Annotated in this window: 16 protein-coding genes; 9 read left to right on the forward strand and 7 right to left on the reverse strand. The window is 70.8% G+C overall.

The window, feature by feature from the left end:
• Positions 1 to 175 precede the first annotated feature (175 nt).
• From ACIRU3_RS41880 to ACIRU3_RS41895, 4 genes are all read left to right on the forward strand, one after another.
• The gene (locus ACIRU3_RS41880; RefSeq protein ID WP_404068563.1) at positions 176 to 1,285 is read left to right on the forward strand and encodes a hypothetical protein; all 1,110 of its coding nucleotides are present in this window, start codon (positions 176 to 178) and stop codon (positions 1,283 to 1,285) included.
• Positions 1,286 to 1,875: 590 nt separating this feature from the next.
• Positions 1,876 to 2,196 (forward strand): hypothetical protein, encoded by a 321-nt coding sequence (locus tag ACIRU3_RS41885; RefSeq protein ID WP_404068566.1) that lies wholly within the window; start codon positions 1,876 to 1,878, stop codon positions 2,194 to 2,196.
• 273 nt (positions 2,197 to 2,469) lie between these two features.
• Positions 2,470 to 3,021, forward strand: coding sequence for a DUF485 domain-containing protein (locus ACIRU3_RS41890; RefSeq protein ID WP_404068569.1), 552 nt, complete (start codon positions 2,470 to 2,472; stop codon positions 3,019 to 3,021).
• Positions 3,018 to 4,634, forward strand: a complete 1,617-nt coding sequence (locus ACIRU3_RS41895) for a cation acetate symporter (protein WP_404068572.1) — start codon at positions 3,018 to 3,020, stop codon at positions 4,632 to 4,634. Before ACIRU3_RS41890 ends, ACIRU3_RS41895 begins: the two co-directional genes overlap by 4 nt.
• 230 nt (positions 4,635 to 4,864) lie before the next feature.
• Here the strand turns inward: ACIRU3_RS41895 and ACIRU3_RS41900 are convergent, their stop codons facing one another.
• The 5 genes from ACIRU3_RS41900 to ACIRU3_RS41920 form a co-directional block, all read right to left on the reverse strand.
• Positions 4,865 to 7,285, reverse strand: a complete 2,421-nt coding sequence (locus tag ACIRU3_RS41900) for a SpoIIE family protein phosphatase (RefSeq protein ID WP_404068574.1) — start codon at positions 7,283 to 7,285, stop codon at positions 4,865 to 4,867.
• A gap of 733 nt (positions 7,286 to 8,018) precedes the next feature.
• A complete protein-coding gene (locus tag ACIRU3_RS41905) occupies positions 8,019 to 9,296 on the reverse strand; it encodes an ABC transporter substrate-binding protein (RefSeq protein WP_404068577.1) in 1,278 nt (425 codons plus the stop codon).
• A 5-nt stretch (positions 9,297 to 9,301) separates the two neighbouring features.
• A complete protein-coding gene (locus ACIRU3_RS41910) occupies positions 9,302 to 10,459 on the reverse strand; it encodes a branched-chain amino acid ABC transporter permease (RefSeq protein WP_404068580.1) in 1,158 nt (385 codons plus the stop codon).
• Complete coding sequence (locus ACIRU3_RS41915; RefSeq protein ID WP_404068583.1) at positions 10,456 to 11,337, reverse strand: branched-chain amino acid ABC transporter permease; 882 nt, start codon at positions 11,335 to 11,337, stop codon at positions 10,456 to 10,458. The genes ACIRU3_RS41910 and ACIRU3_RS41915 overlap by 4 nt, the downstream gene beginning before the upstream one ends.
• Positions 11,338 to 11,342: 5 nt before the next feature.
• Entirely contained in the window at positions 11,343 to 12,149 is an 807-nt protein-coding gene (locus ACIRU3_RS41920) for an ABC transporter ATP-binding protein (protein WP_404068586.1), read from the reverse strand.
• 227 nt (positions 12,150 to 12,376) lie between these two features.
• Here ACIRU3_RS41920 and ACIRU3_RS41925 point away from each other — a divergent pair, with 227 nt between their 5' ends.
• Positions 12,377 to 13,579: an IS110 family transposase gene (locus ACIRU3_RS41925; RefSeq protein ID WP_404068588.1), complete on the forward strand. Its 1,203-nt coding sequence runs from the start codon at positions 12,377 to 12,379 to the stop codon at positions 13,577 to 13,579.
• A gap of 8 nt (positions 13,580 to 13,587) precedes the next feature.
• Here the strand turns inward: ACIRU3_RS41925 and ACIRU3_RS41930 are convergent, their stop codons facing one another.
• Positions 13,588 to 14,346 (reverse strand): ABC transporter ATP-binding protein, encoded by a 759-nt coding sequence (locus ACIRU3_RS41930; RefSeq protein ID WP_404068590.1) that lies wholly within the window; start codon positions 14,344 to 14,346, stop codon positions 13,588 to 13,590.
• Between the two features lie 190 nt (positions 14,347 to 14,536).
• Between ACIRU3_RS41930 and ACIRU3_RS41935 the strand changes: the two genes are divergently transcribed.
• From ACIRU3_RS41935 to ACIRU3_RS41950, 4 genes are all read left to right on the forward strand, one after another.
• Positions 14,537 to 15,832: a PucR family transcriptional regulator gene (locus ACIRU3_RS41935; RefSeq protein WP_404068593.1), complete on the forward strand. Its 1,296-nt coding sequence runs from the start codon at positions 14,537 to 14,539 to the stop codon at positions 15,830 to 15,832.
• Entirely contained in the window at positions 15,829 to 16,518 is a 690-nt protein-coding gene (locus tag ACIRU3_RS41940) for a TetR/AcrR family transcriptional regulator (RefSeq protein ID WP_404068595.1), read from the forward strand. Before ACIRU3_RS41935 ends, ACIRU3_RS41940 begins: the two co-directional genes overlap by 4 nt.
• 359 nt (positions 16,519 to 16,877) lie before the next feature.
• Positions 16,878 to 18,995 carry a SpoIIE family protein phosphatase gene (locus ACIRU3_RS41945; protein WP_404068597.1) on the forward strand — a complete coding sequence of 706 codons (2,118 nt, stop codon included), beginning with the start codon at positions 16,878 to 16,880 and terminating at the stop codon, positions 18,993 to 18,995.
• A 214-nt stretch (positions 18,996 to 19,209) separates the two neighbouring features.
• Complete coding sequence (locus ACIRU3_RS41950) at positions 19,210 to 19,608, forward strand: molybdopterin-binding protein (protein WP_404068600.1); 399 nt, start codon at positions 19,210 to 19,212, stop codon at positions 19,606 to 19,608.
• Here the strand turns inward: ACIRU3_RS41950 and ACIRU3_RS41955 are convergent.
• Positions 19,562 to 21,124, reverse strand: a complete 1,563-nt coding sequence (locus tag ACIRU3_RS41955; protein WP_404068602.1) for a PucR family transcriptional regulator — start codon at positions 21,122 to 21,124, stop codon at positions 19,562 to 19,564. The genes ACIRU3_RS41950 and ACIRU3_RS41955 overlap by 47 nt on opposite strands.
• Positions 21,125 to 21,257 lie beyond the last annotated feature (133 nt).

The raw sequence follows: 21,257 nt of genomic DNA on the forward strand, positions 1-21,257 counted from the left end.
GGTGTCCGGTGGAGACGACCGGACACAACGTCCTACTCCGTCGGGGTTGCCCCCGGCGCCTGCGGCGATCAATGGTCTCCCACGGCGAGTGTGCAGTGCGTGCGGGCAACCGCTCGACACGGGAGTCGGATTCGGCATTGCCGTCCACCCGATCAACCCGCGATGATCTTCACCCGTGACACACAACCTGCCCCCACTGGTCATCGTTCTGATCATCGCCCTGATACGCAGTTCCCGCGGGAGAACCGCCAGACCTTCTCCGGCCAAGACCCCTCCCGTCCGTCGAGCCCCGGCATCGTTCGATGCCGCCGCGTACGGGCTCGCGCCCCGCGAGGCGCTCGACCCGCGCCGGGCCGGGCCGCCGACACCCGACCGCGTCCGCAAGGAGTCGCAGGCGCTGGCGGACGCCGCGTGGGGAGGCGACTGCCAGTTCGCTGCAGCCCACATCGAGGCGGCCGGAAGCAACTGGGACGAGCGCTGGTCGCGCTTCGAGCTGTTGCGGGCGATCGCACATGAGGACGACGCATGGCTGACGGCCTGGCGCGAGGCCGATCCGGGCAACTGCGACGCGGCAGCCCTGGAGGCGGACCTGATGGTGCACCGGGCCTGGACGATCCGGGGCCGGGGTTACGCCAGCGAAGTGCCGGCCGAGAACATGGCCAAGTTCCGCGCGCTGCTGCCCGCGGCGATCGAGGCGGCACAGCGCGCCGCGCTCCTGGCCCCCCAGAACCCGGCACCGTGGGTGGTCATGGTGACGGCGGCGCGTGGTGCACAGTACAAGCCCGACCGCTTCCAGCCCCTGTGGGACGGCCTCGTGGCACGCGCTCCGCACCACTACGAGGGCCACTGGCAGGGCATGCAGTACTGGTGCGCCAAGTGGTACGGCTCCAACAAGCAGATGATGGCGTTCGCCGAACGGGCCATGGACAACGCCCCGGCGGGCAGCCCACTCGCAGGCATCTACCTCCATGCGCTGACCGAGCTGGAGGAGCGTCGCTCCGCCCTCCCGTCCGGTGCTGCTGCGAAGAAGCGACTGACGGCCGTCACCGACGCGTTGGCGACAGCCCGGGCCGACGACGACAGACTCCCCGCGCTCCGGCATCTGCTGGCCTACTACCTCGGCAAGGCCGGGATGTACGAGGCGGCGCTGGAACAGTTCCGGCTCATCGGCCCCTGGTGTGGCGCCCAGGTGTGGTCCAAGTACGGCGAACCGGCCGAGGCGTTCCACGCAGCCCGCGCCACGGCGGTGGAGAAGTCGAAAGCCAAGCCGCTGCCGCCCGAGTGATCGCATGACCGGCGCGGTCGGCCCACGTCCAGGTGCAGACCGACCACCGCGGGAGCCGACCGCCCGTCAACCCAAGGTGCTGCGCCCTGCCGCAGCCAGCCCCGCTCCCGGCGATCGCGGGGCGGGCCGCGCGCGAGTTGTCGCTCATACCGGCGTCCAGGCCCCAGACACGGTGTGTATTTCACGGCAAGGACGCGTTACAGAGCGGTCCCGGCGGGGCCCGCGATGGCCCGGCCCTGCTCGATGAGCCGGCACGGACGGGCAGTCCGGCAGTGGCGCAGGCGTCGGCGAGTTGCGCGCGGACCTCGCAGGCCAGCGCCGTCAGGTCCAGGGCCTCTCCTCGCCGGGGCGGTAGGCGATGTCGTGGCTGCCGCCCAGGTCGATTTCGGGCAGCACCAGGCCGTGCTGCTCGCACAGACGGGCCATCACCACGACAACGACACTTCGTGATGACCGCGTCTCTCCGCAACCAGGGGGTCCGAGGTAGCCGCACCGGCGTCAACTACTAGATCCGCCAGCTCAAAGAGGGCACCGTGACCACAGCCCCGCCGCCGGCACCATCCAAACCCTGACGAGCCCTGCGCTGGATCATGCCCCACCCCGAAAACCTCCTGCCCGACGACGCCATCGGCCTCAAAGAAATCCGAGCGGCCTGCCCCGAACTCGACGCAACCGTCGAACACGTCCGGTCCTTCGCCGGTCTCATGCACGAACACCGCAGCGAAGACCTCGCCACATGGATCGAGCAGGTCAGACAGGACGACCCTCCTCACCTGCGGCAATTCGCCGACGGCCGCCTGCACGACCTGGACGCGGTCATCGCCGGCCTGTCGACTTCAACGAGTACGCCGACAAATGGCAGCCCGACAAAGGCCCGGCCACGCTCACCAGCAGCAGTACGAGGGCTGTGACGAAGACGCCGGCGTCGACGGCTCCATTGCTTCCGCTACCCATGACACCCCCGGCGTTGTGTGCACATACCGTACTGCTGTACCGACTGCCCAGCGCTGCGCTGCTTCCGCGTCGGCCTCTTGTGGACGTGAAGCCGTCCGAGACCGACCGCGCCGACCCCGAACCGTGACCCGCAGCGGGCTGACAGGCATTCCAACCAGTCGGTATCGTGCGCCGCCGAGCCATCCCCCCGTTCACCTCCACGGATCCGAGCCGCAGCGGAAGGCCAGGCCATGACATACGCCGACGAGAACCGGTACCCGCCACCAACACCGGGACGGCCGCGGCCCCACACCGCACCGCAGTCGTACGGACACGACGCCCCTCGGTACGAGCCATACGCACACGACGCCCCTCGGTACGACCCGTACGCACACGACGCCCCTCGGTACGAGCCGTACGGGCAAACCCCTTGGGACGAGCCGTACGGGCAAGCTCCTTGGAACCAGCCGCACACGCACGAGACTCAGCGGCGCAGCGCTGACCTCACCGACCTCGCCGCCCTGCGCTCGGCCTACCGCCTGCTCCGCCGGATCTCCACGCTCGCCGCGCTCGGCTCCTTCGTGGTGTATGTCGTGCTGTCCTGCTATGCGCCTGGGCTGATGGGGGCCAAGATCGCCGGAGAGCTGAGCCTGGGAATCGCCCTGGGAGTCCTCCAGCTCGTCGTCACTTTCGCGGCGGTCTTCTGGTACGGGCGCAGCGCACAACGCTCGGTGGATCCATTGGCCCTCGCCGTCAGGGAGCGGGCGGTCCCCACCGGCCGGAACGCGGGGGTGACGAGATGAACGACTTCAGCACCGGGACACAGGCCACTGTCCTGATTCTGTTCACCACGCTGGTCACCGTCACGCTGCTGATGTGCGTGATGGCGGGACCGGACCGCGACGACCTGACGAACTTCTACACCGGCTACCTCTCGCTCACGCCGCTCAAGAACGGCCTGGCGATCGCGGGCGACTACATCTCGGCGGCCACGGTACTGAGCACCACCGGCATCATCGCGCTCGCCGGATACGACGGCTATGTCCTTGCGGTGAGCACCGCCCTGTCTCTGGTGATTCTGATGTTCCTGCTGGCCGAACCCCTGCGCAACGCAGGCAGGTTCACCATGGGTGACGTCCTGGCGCGCAACATGCCCGGACGGGCCGTGCGTATCGCAGCCTGCGTGGTGACACTTTCGGCGACCCTGCCCTTCCTGGTCGTCCAGCTCTCCGGGGCCGGTTCGCTGCTCACCTTCATCCTGAACCTCCCCCACGTGGCGGGTGCCAGGACGGCGTGCATCGTCATCGTCGGCAGCCTGATGATCATCTATGCGGCGATCGGCGGCATGCGAGGCACCGCTCTCATTCAGATGATCAAGATCATCATCCTGCTCGGCACCAGCGTCGTCGTCGCCGCTCTCGTACTGAACCGCTTCGACTGGAGCCCCGGCGCCGTCCTGAGGGCCGCCCAGCACGGCAGCGGCGCAGGCCCAGCCTTCCTCCAGCAGGGCCTTCAGCTGGGCACCTCGGCCGTCGACCGGCTGGACTTCGTCAGTCTCCAGATCACTGTGGTCCTCGGTGTGGCCTGCCTGCCCCACATCACGATGCGTCTGTACTCCGCGCAGGATGTGCCGGCGGTGCGTCGCTCCATGTCGTGGGCGGTCGGCACAGTCACCACGTTCTGCCTGCTCGTGATCATCATGGGTACGGGCGCGGCAGCGCTGGTGGGATCGCGGTACATCACCGCTGCCGACCCGCAGGGGAGAACGTCTGTGCTCATGCTCTCGCAGTTGCTCGGCGGAGCCCCCGGTTCCGCAGGCGCGACGATTCTCTACTCGGCCGTGGCGGGCATGGTGTTCATCACCCTGCTGTCGTCGGTCGCGGGGATGACCCTGGCCGCTGCCTCGTCGCTCGCCCACGACCTGTTCGCCCATGCGGTACGGCGGGGACAGGCCGAGCCGCGTACGGAGATGACGGTGGCGGCGTGGACGAGCGTGGCCGTGGGAACCGTTGCCATCGGGCTCTCCACCATGGTCCAGAACTGGGACGTAGGCGTGCTGACCACTCTGGCCATCTGCATAGGGGCATCGGCGGTGGCACCCGCGCTCACCTACTCCCTGTTCTGGCGAGGATTCACGCGCACCGGCCTGCTGGCCAGCCTCTACGGCGGCGCGGCCTGCGCGCTGCTGCTCATGGTCTTCTCCAAGGCCGTTTCGGGTACGCCGACCGCCGTCTTCCCGGACGCCGACTTCGACCTGTTCCCCATGCAGTCCACCGGACTGGTCTCCGTCCCGTTCGGCTACCTGGCGGGGTGGCTGGGCAGCCGTATGGACCACCGGCGCCGCACCGCCGGCAGCCGCGAGAACCAGCGGCTGTACGAGGAGAGCGAGGCCCGGCTGCTCGCCGCAGCCGAGTGACCACGGCGTCGGGGCGGACTGCGCAGGCGGCCTCGCGGCCGCGGCCGTAGTCCGCCCAGAGCCTCAGGTCGCATCGCACAGGCCCTTCATGGCAGCCGCGAGTCGAGACCCGTTGCCCTCATGCCATCAGCCGGGGCTGGATCGCGGCTCCGTCGGACGGCCCGGTCGCCGTACGCCCTCATCGGCGCTCCGGGCCCTCCCCACCGGAACCCCGGCACGGCCTGTGACGGTCAGGTGAGTGTGCCGGTCAACGCCTGTTCGGTCCACACGGTCTTGCCCTCGCGGGAGTAGCGGGTACCCCAGCGTTCGGCCATCTGGGCCACCAGGAACAGGCCGCGCCCGCCCTCGTCGGTGGTACGGGCGCGGCGCAGGTGTGGTGAGGTGTGGCTGGTGTCGCTGACCTCGCACACCAGACACCGTTCCCGGATCAGCCGCAGGGTCGCGGGGCCGCCGGCGTAGCGGTAGACGTTGGTGACCAGTTCGCTGGCGATCAACTCGGTGGTGAACGCCAAGTGCTCCAGACCCCATTCGGTCAGCTTCGCCGAGGTCAGTGCCCGGGCCCGGGCCACGCTTGCAGGCTCCAGCGGCAGCTGCCATGCGGCGACATCGTCCGGTGGCAGCATGCGGGTGCGGGCGATCAGCAGCGCGACGTCGTCGCTGGGGCGCGATGGCACAAGCGAGTCGACCACCGCTTGGCAGGTCCGTTCCAGCGCGTCCGCGGGGCGGGCGAGCGCCACGCACAGCTTGGTCATGCCGGCATCGGCATCGATGTGACGTTCACCGATGAGTCCGTTCGTGTACAGGCACAGGAGGCTTCCCTCGGCCAGTTCGAACTCCTGGGCCTCGAAGGGCAGCCCGCCCAGGCCGAGCGGTGGGCCGGCCGGCAGGTCGAGCGGAGCCACCTGTCCATCCGGCGTGGTCACCACCGGCGGCGGGTGACCGGCGCGGGCCACGGAACAGCGCCGGGAGACCGGGTCGTACACGGCATACAGGCAGGTGGCGCCGACGACCTGCTCACCCACGGGCCGTTCACCGGCTGCCTCCTGTTCGGCCGCAAGCAGGTTCACCAGGTCGTCCAGGCGGGAGAGGAGCTCGTCCGGTTCCAGGTCGAGGCTGGCGAGGGTATGTACGGCGGTGCGCAACCGGCCCATGGTGGCGGCAGCGTGGATACCGCGTCCCACCACGTCGCCGACGACGAGGGCGACCCGGGCCCCGGACAGGGGAATGACGTCGAACCAGTCGCCGCCCAGGCCCGCGGCCCCGCCGGCCGGCAGGTACCGCAATGCCACCTCGACGGCCGACTGGTCCGGGACCCTCCGGGGCAGGAGGCTGCTTTGCAAGGTGAAGGCGGTCTGCTGCTGCTGGGTGAACCGCCGGGCGTTGTCGACGGCGACGGCGGCGCGCGAGGCGAGTTCCTGGGCCAGGGTGAGATCGTCCGCCTCGAAGGCATCGGGGCGGCGCGAACGCCACAGGGTCATCACGCCCAGCACCAGGCCACGTGCGGCCAGAGGTACCACGATCAGCGAGTGGACGCCCAGGTCCGGAGCGTGAACCCCCTGGTGGCCTTCCGGAGAGAACCAGTCGGGCGTCAGAACCGGTTCCAGGACGGGCCGCCCTTCTGCCAGGCATCTGCCCTGGGGTGTGTCGGGTCCGAACTCCACCGGCTCGCCGTGGGGGTGGGGCGGGCCGGGTTGCTGGGCACCGACGCTGCAGGCCCCCAGTCGTACCAAGGGCCCCGCCGGGGCCCGCGTCGGTTCCTCACCGCCCGTCACCGGCTGCAGCAGGTCCACTGAGGCGTGGTCAGCGAGGTGAGGCACCATCACCTCGGCCAGTTCCCGAGCGGTCTCCGCCACGTCGAGGGTGGTTCCGATTCGGCTGCCGGCCTGGTCGAGGAGAGCGAGCCGACGCTGGGCCCGATGGCGTTCTGTGACGTCCTCGATCATCTCGGCCACACCCAGGATGCGGCCGGAGGGATCCTCCATCGGGAAGGACGAGACCAACGCGACATGCTCTCGCGTCGGATCCCACTCCAGGCGAGCGAACTGCTCGGAGTAGACGAGCGGTTTTCCGGTCTCGATCACCTGGCGCACCCGGTCCACGGCCTTGCGTGCGTCATCGGGAAGGAGCGGATAGCCGGTGGGCAGGCCCCGAAAGTACGCTGCAGGGACGCCGCTGAATCGTTCGATGGCCCGGTTGACCCGGAGAACCCTGAGATCGGGACCGTGAACGACCAGGCCGATCGGGCACCGGCGGTACAACCCGTCGAGGAGCGCGCGGTCCCGTTGCCACTCCAGGACGTCGACCGCGAGTGCCCCGACAAGAACCCACTCACGGACCCGGTCATCGCGTGAGAGCGGATGGGCCCTGAGCCCCATCTCCACGAGCCGCCCGTCGCGGTGCCGCACCGTGAGCAACCCGAACCAGCCGCCGGCTCTCCTGCAGGTCGCCGCGGCCTCCCGGACAGCCGGCAGATCGCGGGGATCGACAAGGACCTCGGACGCCGGACGACCGATCACAGCCGTGTCCGGGTGGCCGAGCAGTTCCTGGGCCCGGGAATGCCACCCGGTCACGGTTCCCCGGTCGTCGAGCACCGCCAAGGCGGCCAGGTGCGGGGCGAACGGATCGTCATGGCTTTCACTGAGCTCCGTCATCCGCTTCTCCACCGCTGGGCACCACCTTGTACTCGGCCGCCGATGTTCTGCCTCGGGTCCCGACACGGCCGATGACCGGCGTGACGGCGTCCGGGCCGGTGGCTGGGCTGACAGATGCACGCCGACCTGCTGATGCCATGTAAGCCTATGGAACGTGATGGGCCTGCGGCGCCGCCCATCGCGTGGCGCGGCGTGGCGGGCACGAGGGTGACGGCGGCACGCCGGGCCCGCTCATCGGCGGCTCGGAACCCGGCTCTGCCTCGACCAGCGTCTGCGGGGCGGGGCGGCTGCCTCCGTCTCGTGCTCGCGGCGAACGGACAGACGCTCACGCCGCCTGACGGGGGCTCGGGCGACCGGCGCCTTCCTCATCACAGCGGGTCGCGATGACCAGCGCCTCATCGGCGACGAGTCCGAACCCCGGGAGACCTCTCTGGTGGTGCGGTCGCTGACCGTGTGCGGGCGGCCGGCGAGAGGCGGGCAGTGGACCGGCTCGCCTCCGGGCCACAGGCGAGCCGACGCACCAGGGTGTGCCACGTCGACATATCCCGGGCGGCGATCCCCCTGGTGGAGCATCTCCCCGACGGGCCGACAGACTTCTGGCCGTCGACGTACCGGCAGGCCCGCCCTGCTCCCGGCTGTAGTGGCGGGCAGGCATGCTCCCGGCTCCGGTGACGGGCGAGGGCGGCCCCGGCGCTCAGGGCTCAGGGCATCGACCGGGACCGCCCCCGCCGGCTCAGTTCGCCAGCGGGCCGAACTCCTTCCGGGTGTCCACCGGCTTGCCGAACAGCTGCCACCGCTGGCCCTTGAACCGCATCAGTTGCATCGTCTCGAGCGGGAAGGCGTCGCCGTGGCCCGTGGACATGGTGACGCCGGGCAGCAGCAGGCCCACCTTCACGTTCTTCAGGCTGCGCACCGCGTCCCGCAGCCCTTCCCTGGTCGGGCACTTCATCGCGTCCAGGGCCCTGTGCAGGCTGGAGGCGACGGCCCAGCCGTAGGCGTTGAACTGGTTGGCCGGATCGGCGTCGGGGGCGTACTTGTGCAGGGCCTTCGTGTAGGTCTTCATCTCGGGATCGTTCGCCCACTGCGGGTCGGCGGGGTCCTTGAAGTAGGTCGCCGAGACCACGCCCTGCACGTTCTTGAACCCGACGGGCTGGAGCACGGCGGCGGACGAGGCCACGTTGTTCACGATGTGCAGCGGGTTCCACTTGGTGTTCTTGGCGTCGGCGGCGAGGGCCTGGCTGCCGAACTTGGGGGTGGTGACGTCCAGCAGCACGTCCGCCCTGGAGCGGGAGAGGCTCGCCATCTGTGCCGACACGGAAGGGTCGGTGACCTCGTAGCTCTCCTGGGCGACTACCTTGATGCCGCTGCCGGCGACGGCCTTCTTGAACCCGCCGAGCAGGTCCTTGCCGAAGTCGTCGTTCTGGTAGAGGACCGCGACCTCGGCCTCGGGTCTCGCGTCTTTGAGGTACTTGGCGTACACCCGTGCCTCGGCGATGTAATTGGGCTGCCAGCCGATGGTCCAGGGGTGCTTGTCGTCCGTGCCCCAGACGGATGCGCCCGTGGCGACGAAGGGCTGCGGCACCTTCTGCTTGTCGAGGTAGTCCCACACGGCCGCCGTGGACGGGGTGCCCAGGGTCTGGAACACGGCGAAGACCTTCTCCTGCTCGACGAGTCTGCGGGCCTCCTCGACCGCCTTGGGCGGCTGGTAGCCGTCGTCGCGGACGATGAACTGCACCTTGCGGCCGTCTATGCCACCGTTGTCGTTGACGTACTTGAAGTAGGCGGCCACGCCCTTGCTGATCGTGCCGTAGGCGGAGGCCGGCCCCGACAGCGGGTAGATCCCGCCCAGCTTGACGGTCTTGTCGGTGATGCCCGTGGTCTGCTGGCCCTTGCAGGCACCGGCGGCGGCGGTGCCCTGGTCTTCCTGCCCTCGCTGGCTGCTGCAGGCGGTCGCGGTGAGCAGGGCGGCGGTCGCGGCCGAGGCCGCCCGCAGTGCGGTCGTCTTGCGCATGTGACTCATTCCTTCTCCGTGCGGGGCGGTGCGCCCACGGGTTCGGTCTCGACAACTGCGGGGGCCGCTGAGGCCCGGGTCGCGGAGGGGCCCGACAGTCCCGATGCGGCCTGGGACTTCGGCTCCGGATCGGGCGCGAATGCGGCCTCGGGCGTCTGGTCGGGGGCGGCGGACGTACGGGGCAGGCGGCGGGCGACAGCGGCCCGGACACGGCCCGGCAGACCGGCCAGTCCCGTCGGGGCCACACACATCACCGCGATGATCAGCAGGCCGAACACCACTCCCGGAGCCGCCTCGCTGACGTCCTGGGACACGCTCGGCACGTACATCACGAACGCCGCGCCCAGCAGGGGTCCGTACAACGAGGCGAACCCCCCGACCACCAGTCCGGCCAGCAGGGTGATGGAGAGCACGAAGCTGAAGGAGTCGGGCGAGACGAAGCCGATCACCCAGGTGTACAGACACCCGGCGACACCCGCGAACATCGCGCTCCACGCGAAGGCGAGGGTCTTGTGCAACGACAGCCGCACGCCCATGACCTCGGCGGCGCTCTCGTTGTCCCGCACGGCGAGCAGTGCCCGGCCGGCCCGGGACCGCAGCAGGTTGCGTGCGAGCAGCAGGGCCACCGCGGTGACGGCGAGGACGACGAAGTACATCCACTGGTCCTCGGCCAGCCCGCTCCACGCCGGCGGCTGCAGCTTGTCCACGGTCAGGCCCATGGAGCCGCCCGTCACCGGTTCCAGCCGCTTGAGCAGGGGCGGCAGGAACACCGCGAACGAGAGGGTGACCAGGGCCAGGTACAGCCCGCGCAGCCGCAGCGCGGGCACTCCGAAACCGAGTCCCAGCAGGAAGCATCCACCGGCCGCGACCGGCAGCGTGGCCGGGTGCCCGGTGTCGTACCGGTCGAGCATGACCGCCGCCGTGTAGGCGCCCGCCGCGAAGAACGCGCCGTGCCCGAGCGAGATCTGCCCACCGAAGCCGACCAGCAGGTTCAGGCCGGACAGCGCCACGGCGTACACAAGCACCATGGTCAGCTGGAAGACCTGGAAAGGGGCGAAGTAGAACGGTGCGCCGACGGCGACCACCGCCGCGAGCAGCACGGTGAGCGTGGCCCGCAGGAGCCGGGCGCGGTCGGTGCCGAGTGTTGCGATGATCGTGCTCATGCGCGCTCCACCGCCGCCCGTCCGAAGAGGCCCTGGGGTCGTACGAGCAGCACCGCCAGGATGATCAGCAGGGGGACGCCCACCTTCAGGTCGGCACCGATGACGTCCACGTACGCCCCGGTCAGCGTCTCGGCGACGCCCACGAACAGGCCGCCGACGACCGCACCGACCGGGCTGTCGAAGCCCCCGAGGGTGGCCGCGGCGAACGCGTAGATCAGCACCCCGCCCATCATGTTGGGCTCCAGGAACAACAGCGGGGCGACCAGCACGCCCGACACCGCGCCGACCGTCGCGGCCAGCCCCCAGCCGAGCATCAGAACCCGGCCCACCCGGATGCCCGACAGCCTGGCGGAGGCCGGATTGCAGGCGACCGCCCGCATCACCAGGCCGATGGAAGTGTGCTGGAACAGCAGATACAGCAGGCCCATCACGACGGCCACCACGCCGATGATCCCGAGCGTCGCCCAGTCCACGCGCACCCCGGCCAGGTCGAGGCCCCCGTCGGGGAACGGCTGCGGGAAGTCCTTCACGGTGAACGACCAGATCAGACCGGCCACCGCGTTGACGAAGATGAACAGGCCGACCGTGACGATGACCACCGTCAGCTCGGGTGCTCCCTGCACGGGACGGATGACGATCCGCTCCACCAGCATCCCGCCGGCGAAGGACACCGCGAGGGTGACCGGCAGCGCCAGCCAGAACGGCATCCCGGACGCCACCAACTGCCAGGCGACGTACGTCGAGAGCATGGCAAACTCGCCCTGCGCGAAGTTGACGATTCCCGTGAACCGGTGGATGAGTACCAGGGCCAGCGCCAGGCTGGCGTACACCGCGCCGGAGCCCAGTCCTTCCACCACTTGCTGGAGAAGATCGGTCACAGCGCTCACCCGGCCTTCCGGGAGCGGACGGAGACACCGAGGTACACCTCGGCGACCTGCCCGTCCTCGCGGATCCGGGCGGCCGGTCCGGACAGCACCAGGCGGCCGGCCTCCAGTACGTGCGCCCTGTGCGCGATGTCCAGCGCCAGCTGGGCGTTCTGCTCGACGACGACCACGGTGGTGCGTTCCTCCTCGTTGACGGCACGGACGATCTCGAACAGCTCACGGGTGACCAGCGGGGCGAGTCCCAGGGACGGCTCGTCGAGGAGCAGCAGCGAGGGCCGCAGCATCAACGCCCTGCCGATGGCGAGCATCTGCTGCTCCCCGCCGCTGAGGCTGCCGGCGGCCTGACGCGACCGCTGGCGCAGTTTGGGGAAGTAGCCGTAGATGCGGTCCACATCGGCCTCCACGGCCGCACGCCCGGCACGGCCCCGCCGCCGGAGACCGGTGCGCAGGTGGGCGCCGATGCGCAGGTTCTCCTCGACGGTCAGGTCGTTGAAGGTGCCGCGGCCCTCGGGCACATGCGCCACCCCGAGCCGGGCGGCCTGCTCGGGCGAACGGCCCAGCAGCTCCGTACCGTTCAGGGTGACCGAGCCGCGGCCGCGGACCATGCCGCACAGCGCCCGCAGCGTCGTGGTCTTGCCCGCGCCGTTGGGCCCGAGGATCGCGCACACCTCGCCGCGGGCGACAGAGAAGCCGAGGCCCTGCAGCACGCGAGCCTGGCCGTATCCGGCGTGCAGGTCGGACACGTTCAGGAAGTCCGGCTCCACACGTGCCTCAGCCTCGGTGCGGTCGGCGGTGGTCTCACTCATGCGGCCCTACCTTCTTGAGTGCGTCCTGAGAGTTCGCGACTCTGGGACTGCGCGGGTGGGGCAGGGATGGTTTTCATGCTGGCTGCCGTCCATGGCTCGGGTGGCTGATCCCCCTGTCCCGCCACTTCTTCCGGACTGCTGATTAGGCTCTGCGGACCATCGCTTGGTAGGGCGAGGACAGGCGGGAGGAGTCGCGCTGCACGTCGCCGAGCGAGGGGAGCGCCACCGTGACAGCCCAGGCCGGATTCGACATCGCCAAGGACTTCCACTGGCTCGCGGTCACCGACGACCGCGGGCGCCAACTGGTCAGCCACCGGGTCGACAACACACCCGATGCCATCGAAGAGGCCGTCGCCGAACTGCTCGCCGTCCAGGACGAACACGGACAGGTGACCGTCGGGCTGGACATCCTGGGCGGCATCGCCTGCCTGCTGACCGCGATACTGCTGGCCCAGGACGTGCGCTGTGTCCACGTCCCCGGCCTGGCCGTGAACCGGGCCCGGCGCGGAACACGGGGCGGGGAGAACAAGTCCGACCCGCGCGACGCGAAGACCATTGCCGAGCAGGTCATGCTCCGTGACGACCTGCGCGTGGTCGAACTCCCCGACGAGCAGTCCGTCGAACTGCGGCTGCTGGTCAGCCACCGCACCACGCTGGTGAAGGAGGCCACGGCCCGCACCGCGCGCCTGCGTGACCTGCTGACGGGTATCCATCCGGGGCTGGAACGCGTGGCGGACCCCACCCGGCAGTCCGCCCTGATCCTTCTGGGCCGCTACGTGACCGCGAGCGAGATCCGCCGCGCCGGCACCGCGCGCATCGCCGCCTACCTGCGACGCCACGGCGTCAGCAAACAGACCACCACCCAGACCCTGGCCGAAGCAGCGGTCACCGCCGCACGTGCCCAGACCGTGGCCCTGCCCGGAGAGCGGCGCACGGCCGCACTCGTGCGCGAGCTGGCCGACGAACTCGCGGCCGGCAAAGCCCGGATCAAAGCCCTGGAGGCCGAGATCGAGGAGCTGGTCACCGCCCACCCTGACGGGGCCCTCGTCCGCAGCCTGCCGGGGATGGGGGTCGTCCTGACTGCCGAGTTCATCGCATCGGTCGGCAACATCCGCCGCTTCACCAGCGCCGACGCTCTCGCGGCGGCCTCCGGCCTCGCACCAGTGCTGACCCAGTCCGGGAAGGTGCGCTACTCGCGCTCCGCGACCGGAGGCGACAAAGCCCTCAAGCGCGTCTTCTACCAGGCGTCGTTCTGCTCGATCCAGCGCGACCCCACCTCGCGGACCTACTACGACCGCAAGCGAGCCGAGGGCAAACGGCACCACCAGGCCCTGATCGCCCTGGCTCGCCGCAAGGTCAACGTCCTTTACGCCATGCTCCGTGACCGCCAGCCCTTCCAGGCCCGGCCACCCCTGCGTCTCGTGGCTTGACACCAGCATTAGGCAGCCACCCCCAGGTACGCCTCGACGACCGCCGGGTCGCACTGGATCTCCTCCGGTGAGCCCTCGGCGATCTTGCGGCCGAAGTCGAGGCAGACCACCTTGTCGCACAGGCCCATCACGAACCCCATGTGGTGTTCGACCACCACGAGGGTGAGGTCGAAGTCCTGGCGCACCGACCGGACCAGATCCGCGAATTGGTCGACCTCGCCGTGACTGAGCCCGTTGACGGGTTCGTCGAGCAACAGCAGTCGGGGCCGTACCGCGAGTGCCCGGGCGAGTTCGACGCGCTTAAGCGTGCCGAACGGCAGGCCGGAGGCGGGGTGGTCGGCGACGCCCGCCAGGCCCAGCCGCTGTAGCAGGTCGCCCGCCCGGTCACGCAGTTCCCTCTCCTCCCGCCGGACGCGGGGCAGCCGGAGCGCCGCGGCGAGGTGTCCGGTGCGCCCCCGGCTGTGGGCGCCGACCATGACGTTCTCCCGGACCGTGAGCCGCGGGAACAGGCCCAGGTTCTGGAAGGTGCGGGCGATGCCGCGCCCGGCCACGGCGTGCGGAGGGAGGGCCAGCAGGTCCTCGTCCTCGAACCGCACGTCTCCCCCGTCGGGGGTGCAGCGCCTGGTGAGGCAGTTGAACAAGGTGGTCTTGCCGGCTCCGTTCGGCCCGATGAGCCCTACGGCGGTGCCCGGCTCGACGGTGAATGCGACACCGTCCAGTGCCGTGATCCCGCCGAAGCGCACGGTGATACCGTCGACCGCGAGCATGAGTGACGCCCCTTCCGACGTGCTGGGGGGGGTGGGCGAGCGTCACAGTAGGTGGGGGCGTTCCAGGCGCACATTGGGTGTGAGCACCCAACTTCTCGGTCGTCGAACTGTGCGCCGCGCACAGGTGTCGGCAGATGTCTCACGCCAGGCCTGTTGACGGAGCACGATGCGGACGGCGACGATCGGCGCCATGCCTCGCGGTGCTGCCCTGGGCACTCCTCAGCTCTCCGAACCGCTCCGCCGGGAGCGGCAGCGGATCCTGCACGCCGTCCACGACCAGGTCGAGGAGGTGGCGGAGACCGCCGTCGACGTCATGCGCGCGGAGATCCCGTCGTACGCACTCCAGGACGAGCGGTTCTTCGACGACGTACGGGACCAGGTGCTCGAGCACTACCGGATGCAGTTGGCCGCGCTGGCCGGAGACCGGGACATCGCCGCCGAGGACCTGGTCTTCAGCCGCGCGGCAGCGATGCGCAGAGCACGCGCGGGGTTCGCCCTGGAGGACTGGATCAGTGCCTTCCGGGTCGGCCGACAGGTGATGTGGGACGCGCTGCTGGACTGCGCGGGCACGTCCGCCGAGGCACAGCAGGCCGCGCTGTCCCTCGTCACACCGCTGATGCGGTACGTCGACTACGCCAGCACCCATGCCGCGCAGGCCTACGTCGAGTACCAGCAGCGCGTGGTGGCGGACGCGGACCGGGAGCGCCGGGATCTCCTCGACCAGCTCATGGCCGGCGTGGCACCGACACGCGGTCCGCTGTCCGCCACGGCCCAGGCCTACGGCATCGGACCGCGCTCGCCGATGATGGCGGTCGTGGCGGTGTGCGTCGGCGACACGCGCACCGGGGACGTCACCTCGGCCGAGAACGGGTACGCCACCAGTGCGTCGATCAGCGTCGCCGGGCCCTGGGCCGGCAGAACCCTGGTCGTCGTGCGCCACGGCGAGGTGGTGGCCGTGCCCGTGGTCCGGGCCGGCATGAACGCAGAGGACATATGCGCCCACTTCGAGGCCGTCCAGCAGCGGCTGGCCCGGGAGGGAACCCTGCTCTCCATGGGGATCAGTACGGTCGCACAGGGCGCGTGCGACCTGCCGCGCGCCTACCAGGAGGCGCGGTCCGCTCTCGATCTGGTGCCGAGCGGGGGCGGGGTGGCCGCGCTGCCTCGGCTGTCCCCATTCGCCTACCTGGCCCTGCGCGCCGACGACCTCGCCCGCCAGCTGGTCGATCCGCGGGTGCGGGTGCTGCTGGAGGAGGACCGCAGACGCGGCGACACGCTGGCCGCCACCATACGGGCCTTCGCGGAGGCGGACCTCAATCTGCGGCTGGCCGCAGACCGGCTGCGGGTGCACCACAACACGGCGCATTACCGGCTGCGCCGGATCGAGGAACGCACCGGCCGCAATCCGCGCCGGATCGCCGACCTCCTGGAACTGCTGGTCGCCCTCGCCATCCGCGACGGGGCCGGAGAACGTGAGGATGACCAGTGAGCGGCATCTTGGAGTCTGCCGAGACCGGGTCGGCACATCAGCTGCCCGACGCGCAGGGCGCGGGCCTCCCGGACGCGAAGGCGGCCCCGGGCTTGTCGGAGGGGCACGCCGGGCAGGACCGGACCCTGCGGCGCACGCTGCTGGACGCCGCGCTGGAGGTGTTCACCGAGCGGGGTTACACCGACGCCGGTCTCACCGAGATCGCGGCGCGCTCCGGTAACCCGGTGGGCAGCCTCTTCCAGCACTACGGTGGAAAGCGAGGGCTGTATCTGGCCCTGTGGGAGGAGTTCCGGGAGGAACAGGAGCGCCGGACCGCGGCCACGCTGACCGTCGAGCGCGACCATGGCGTGGACGACCCCATCGCACTCTTCGTCGCGGGGGCAAGGGCTTACCTGGAGGGCGCCTGGGACAACCGACGGCTCGGCAGGCTCCTCGTGGAGGACGACGGCCCCGCGGGCTTCGACGCACTGCGCCGCAAGTGGGACCGCGCGTGGGTGCGGCGCAACGCCCGGCTCCTGGAGGTGGACGAGCGGCGACGCGCCGGCCGGGTAAGGGTGAGCGTGCTGACCACCGTCATCGGAGGGGCGGCGCGCGAGCTGGGCGACTGCGGGGACGAGACGGAGGCCCGGGAGATCGTGGACGAGGTGTGCGGCATCCTGATCCATCTGACGGCACCGCCGGGCTGAAACGGCGCCGGCGAGGAGCCCGCGACGAGCCCGCGACGAGCCCGCGAAAACCGACGATGAACAGGGATGAACAGGGTCGTCCCGGCCGTCCTGCGGCGCCGGCTCCCCGGCCCGCCCGGGCGTGGGCGCTTGCGCCCCACCGCCCGTCCAGGCCGCGGGGCACTGAACACCGCCCCTCCCGCCCCGGCCACGGCGCAATCGACACCACCCCTCCCGTCCAGGCCCCGCCACATCAATGGGGTGTGTTCTCCGGTGGTCCGGGGGACCATGGGAGTCCAAGCGCCCGCAGGCGCAGACAGGCCGCGCTCCAGGTCAAGGGATGGCTCACGTGGCGTCGGCAGGCGGAAGGAGTGCCTGCGATGACCGAAGCCGAATGGCCTCTCGGGGACATCGGCCAGGCTTTCAGCGGCCGACCGAACGGCGAACCATCGCAGCCGAGCGGGCTGATGGACCTTCTCGGCGTGGCGGCGGTGCTGCTGGACTCCGAGGGACGGGTCGTCCTGTGGAGCCCTCAGGCCGAGGAGCTGTACGGCTACACCGCCGAGGAAGCGCTCGGAGAGTTCGCCGTACGGCTGCTCGTCAACGAAGAGCACTGGGACTGGGTGATCAAGAAGTTCGCCGAGGTCATGGAGACCGGCCAGAGCTGGGGCGGCACGTTCCCCGTCCGGCGGCAGGACGGAAGCACTCGTCAGGTGGAACTGCGCAACATGCGGCTGCTGAACGACCACGGCGACTTCTACGCCCTCGGACTCGGCACCGACTCGCCCACGCTGCGCGAGGTGGAGCGGGACGTCGCCCTGTCCACACGGCTGATCTCCCAGTCACCCATCGGAATCGCGATCCTCGACCCGGACCTGCGGTACCTGGCCGTCAACCCCGCACTGGAGCGGATGCACGGCATCTCCACGAAAGCGCACCTCGGTCGCCACTACCGCGAGATCATGAAGGCCACGAAGTTCGCGATGCCCGAGGCCGCGATGCTGCAGGTTCTCGACACCGGGATCCCCCTCATCGACCAGTCCACCATCGTGGGCCGAAGCCCGGCCGACCCGGAGCACCAGCACGCCTGGACGATCTCGGTGTACCGGCTCGAGGACACCCAGGGCCGCGTGCTCGGGGTGGCCGAACTGGTCACGGACGTCACCGAGCGTTACCAGTCGGCGAAGGAGGCGACCGCGACGCGGCGGCGCCTGGCCCTGATCGCCGACGGCTCCGCCCGTATCGGCACCACCCTGGACGTCGAGCAGACGGCCCGGGAGCTGGCCGAGGTGACCGTTCCCGAGCTCGCCGACGTGGTCGCCGTCGATGTGCTCGACTCCGTCATCGACGAGCACCGGCCTCCCACCAGAGTCGGTGCCGCCATCTTCCGCGCCCTCGCGCTGAAGGCCGCCTACCCCACAGAAGCCCTCGAGGCCGCCGATCCGCCCGGCCGCATCGCCACGTACGACGCCGACCGCGTGGCCACCCGATGCGTGCGCACCGGCCGGCCCGTCCTGATCCCCCACGCCGAGGGAACCGACCTGACACGCATCGCCCGCGACGAGCGTGCCGCCACGCTGCTGGCCCGTGCCGGGGTGCACTCCTACATGGCCGTCCCGCTCGCCGCACGCGGCGCCATCCTCGGCTTCCTGGGGCTGACCCGCGCCCGCGATCCACGGCCGTTCGACGAGGACGACCTCGCCATCGCCACCGAACTGGCCTCCCGCACCGCCGTGTGCATCGACAACGCCCGCGCCCACCAGAGCGTGCGCAATGCCGCCGAGACGCTGCAGCGCAGCCTGCTCCCCGACCATCCACCGCACCTGCCCGGCCTGCAGCTGGCTTCCCGGTACCAGCCCGCACAGGCCGCCTACGAGATCGGCGGCGACTGGTACGACGTCCTCCCGCTGGGCGGCGACAGGACGGCTCTCGTCGTGGGCGACGTCATGGGCAGCGGCATCGACGCCGCCGCGGCCATGGGCCGGCTGCGCACCGCCACCGCCGCCTACGCCGGCCTCGACCTCGACCCCAGCCAGGTCCTAGAACAGCTCGACACGATCACCTCCGGACTGGAGCAGTACATCGCCACCTGCCTCTACGCCGCCTACGATCCCCGCCGTGGTGAGTGCCACATCGCCAACGCCGGCCACCTGCCGCCCGTCCTCGTCCGCGGCGGCAAGCATCCCCAGCTGCTCGACCTGCCCACCGGCACCCCACTCGGTGTGGGCGGCGTCCCGTTCGAGACCACGACCGTCAGCCTCGACCCGGGCGACCAGCTGGTCCTCTACACCGACGGACTGGTCGAAACCCGCCACCACCCCATCGACCAACGCCTCGACACACTCCTCCACGTCCTCGACGGACCCGACTGCCCGCTGGAGGAGATCTGCGACCGGCTCCTGCGCGATCTCCGGCACCCCGACGACCATGACGACGTCGCCCTGCTCATCGCCCGCGCCCTGTTGTTCGCGCCGGAAGGCACACGACGTCCCCGCTAGCCTCCGGTGAAGCACCTGGTGGGACCGAGACGGCGGCAGTCCGGGGAGGGCGGTGCCGTCCACCGCCCTCCCCCACGGTCACGTGGTGACCGAGTAGGAGTGCGCGCCGGTTCCGGCCAGGGCGCCGCCGTCGCTGGCGACGCGACGAGATACTCCAGCTGACGCAGCAGCATGCACGGCCTCCGCGGGGAGAGGGGGCGGCTAGGGTTCTACGGTGCCGACGTACAGCATTGGCCAGGCCGCGCGCCTGTTGAGGGTGAGTCCGGAAACCGTGCGCCGGTGGGCGGACGCGGGCCGGCTGCCGATGGGGCGGGACGGTTCGGGGAACCGGGTGATCGACGGCGTGGGGCTGGCGCGGTTCGTGCGGGAGCGGGCGGCCGAGGACGAGCGTGGAGGGGCGGCCGGGCCGCCGACCTCCGTGCGCAACGCGCTCACGGGGATCGTCACGGCCCTGTCGGCGGACGATGTCGTGGCCCGGGTGGAGATCCAGGCCGGTCCGCACCAGGTCGTGTCCCTGGTGACGCGGGAGGCCGTGGATGAGCTGGGTCTGGCGGTGGGGGTCACGGTCATCGCGCGGGTGAAGTCGACGAGCGTGCACGTCGACCGGTCGTAGTGGTCTGTGTGCTGTCCGGATCCGTGCGGCAGAGCAGGGCCGCCCACAGGTCGAGGCGGTCCCGGAGGCGGGACAGGTCGCGGCCGGTGAAGTGCTCGATGCGCTGGATCCGGTAGTGCACGGTGTTGACGTGCAGGTGCAGCGCCTCGGCCGTGCGGGCCCAGGAGCCGTCGTGGGCGAGGAACACCTCCAGGGTGTTCAGCAACGCGGCGGCGGAGGCGTTCTCGGTGTTGAGCAGCGTCCCGAGAACGGTGCGGCTGAAGGCGCTGCGCACCTCGGCCGGTACGCCGGTGAGCAGCGTGTCCAGTGTGGTCAGCGTGACGGCGTCGGACAGGGACGAGGCGTCCGGGCCGGTCGACCGTGCGGAGGACAGGGCGTAGCGGGCCTCGGCCAGGGCTCCGGGCAGCCCGGTCGCGTCGGCGGCCGGCGTGCCGAGCCCGCCGTGCAGGAGGACGTCCGGCGCACAGGCGGCCACCAGCGGCCAGCTTTGCGCCAGATCCGCGGCGGCATCCTCGGACACCACCGCGAAGGCGGTCCCGTCGGGCAGGCGTCCCACGGCGGCGAACGCCGGGGCCGCGTGCGCGACCGCTTCCGTCAGCGCGCCTTCCGCCGGCCCGGGGTGCCGGTCGTCGGTGTCGGCGACGACCACGCGGTACGGGCCGTGCGCCGGCAGACCGCAGGCCCGTGCCGCGGTGGTCAGGTCCCCGGCCCGGGGGGCGGCGAGCAGCCTGCCGAGCTCGTCGGCCGTCTGCTGCTCGGCGGCCCGGCGCCGGGTCAGCGCCTCCTTGCAGCGGCCCAGGACGTCGGTGATCTCGTGCAGCAGGCGCGGCGGTGCGGCGGCGGCCTCGGGAAGGTGCAGCCACCAGCGCTCGTACGGGGTCAGCGCGGCGGACTCCACCGGCACCGTGGCACCGCTGTCGTTCCCGGGCAGGGCGGCGGCCTCTCGCGCCGGGAGCGGGTCCGCGCCCGGTGTGGCCGCGACGGTCCGGCCCGTCGAGGTGATGACGTAGGCCGGGGCCACGTCGAGGTGGGCGAAGGCGGTGGCGAGGATCAGGGCCGGATCGGCGTCCTGCGCGACCAGCCGGTTCAGCCGGCCGCGCACGTGCTCGGGCAGGGCGTGGTGGCGGCTGAGCTCGCCCCACTGCCGCAGGTACACGGTGTCGGTGATCGCCCGGAACATCACATGGGCCGGCACACCGGCGACCGGGACGCCGTGCCGTACGCATGCCTCGACCAGGTCGTCGGGCACCGAGCCGTGGGTCTCCTCGCCGGCGAGCAGCGCGACGGCACCCGCGTCCTTCAGCCCGGAGACGAAGCGTTCGGCCTTGTCCCGTCCCCCGTCCGCGCTCCACCATACGAGCCCGCTGAGCACGACTTCGTCGGGCCGGACGAAACGGGCGGGGTCCTCCAGGTCGGTGACGGTGACGCCGCTGATCTCCCGTCGCAGCAGTGCGTCCTCGGACCAGAGCAGACGCAGGCCGAGGGACTCGTCCTGCAGGAGGTGTTCGACGTGCATGTGTTCCGGCTCCTCGTACGGCTGCCGGGTCGCGGTGCCTGACACCCGGCATCTCACATTCACCAGGGGCGTGCGAGTCATCGCATCGTAAGTGCCAGATGAGACGAACGGTATGCCTCTTGGTTGATTCACC

It is taken from the genome of Streptomyces sp. NPDC101151, from assembly GCF_044768335.1.
Classification (GTDB): Bacteria; Actinomycetota; Actinomycetes; order Streptomycetales; family Streptomycetaceae; genus Streptomyces.

Bases quoted from the DNA above. Each gene is read 5' to 3' on its own strand.
- ACIRU3_RS41905 (WP_404068577.1), bottom strand. From the start codon at position 9,296: ATGCGCAAGACGACCGCACTGCGGGCGGCCTCGGCCGCGACCGCCGCC.
- ACIRU3_RS41920 (WP_404068586.1), bottom strand. From the start codon at position 12,149: ATGAGTGAGACCACCGCCGACCGCACCGAGGCTGAGGCACGTGTGGAG.
- ACIRU3_RS41910 (WP_404068580.1), bottom strand. From the start codon at position 10,459: ATGAGCACGATCATCGCAACACTCGGCACCGACCGCGCCCGGCTCCTG.
- ACIRU3_RS41895 (WP_404068572.1), top strand. From the start codon at position 3,018: ATGAACGACTTCAGCACCGGGACACAGGCCACTGTCCTGATTCTGTTC.
- ACIRU3_RS41890 (WP_404068569.1), top strand. From the start codon at position 2,470: ATGACATACGCCGACGAGAACCGGTACCCGCCACCAACACCGGGACGG.
- ACIRU3_RS41935 (WP_404068593.1), top strand. From the start codon at position 14,537: ATGCCTCGCGGTGCTGCCCTGGGCACTCCTCAGCTCTCCGAACCGCTC.
- ACIRU3_RS41900 (WP_404068574.1), bottom strand. From the start codon at position 7,285: ATGACGGAGCTCAGTGAAAGCCATGACGATCCGTTCGCCCCGCACCTG.
- ACIRU3_RS41885 (WP_404068566.1), top strand. From the start codon at position 1,876: ATGCCCCACCCCGAAAACCTCCTGCCCGACGACGCCATCGGCCTCAAA.
- ACIRU3_RS41955 (WP_404068602.1), bottom strand. From the start codon at position 21,124: ATGCACGTCGAACACCTCCTGCAGGACGAGTCCCTCGGCCTGCGTCTG.
- ACIRU3_RS41945 (WP_404068597.1), top strand. From the start codon at position 16,878: ATGACCGAAGCCGAATGGCCTCTCGGGGACATCGGCCAGGCTTTCAGC.
- ACIRU3_RS41930 (WP_404068590.1), bottom strand. From the start codon at position 14,346: ATGCTCGCGGTCGACGGTATCACCGTGCGCTTCGGCGGGATCACGGCA.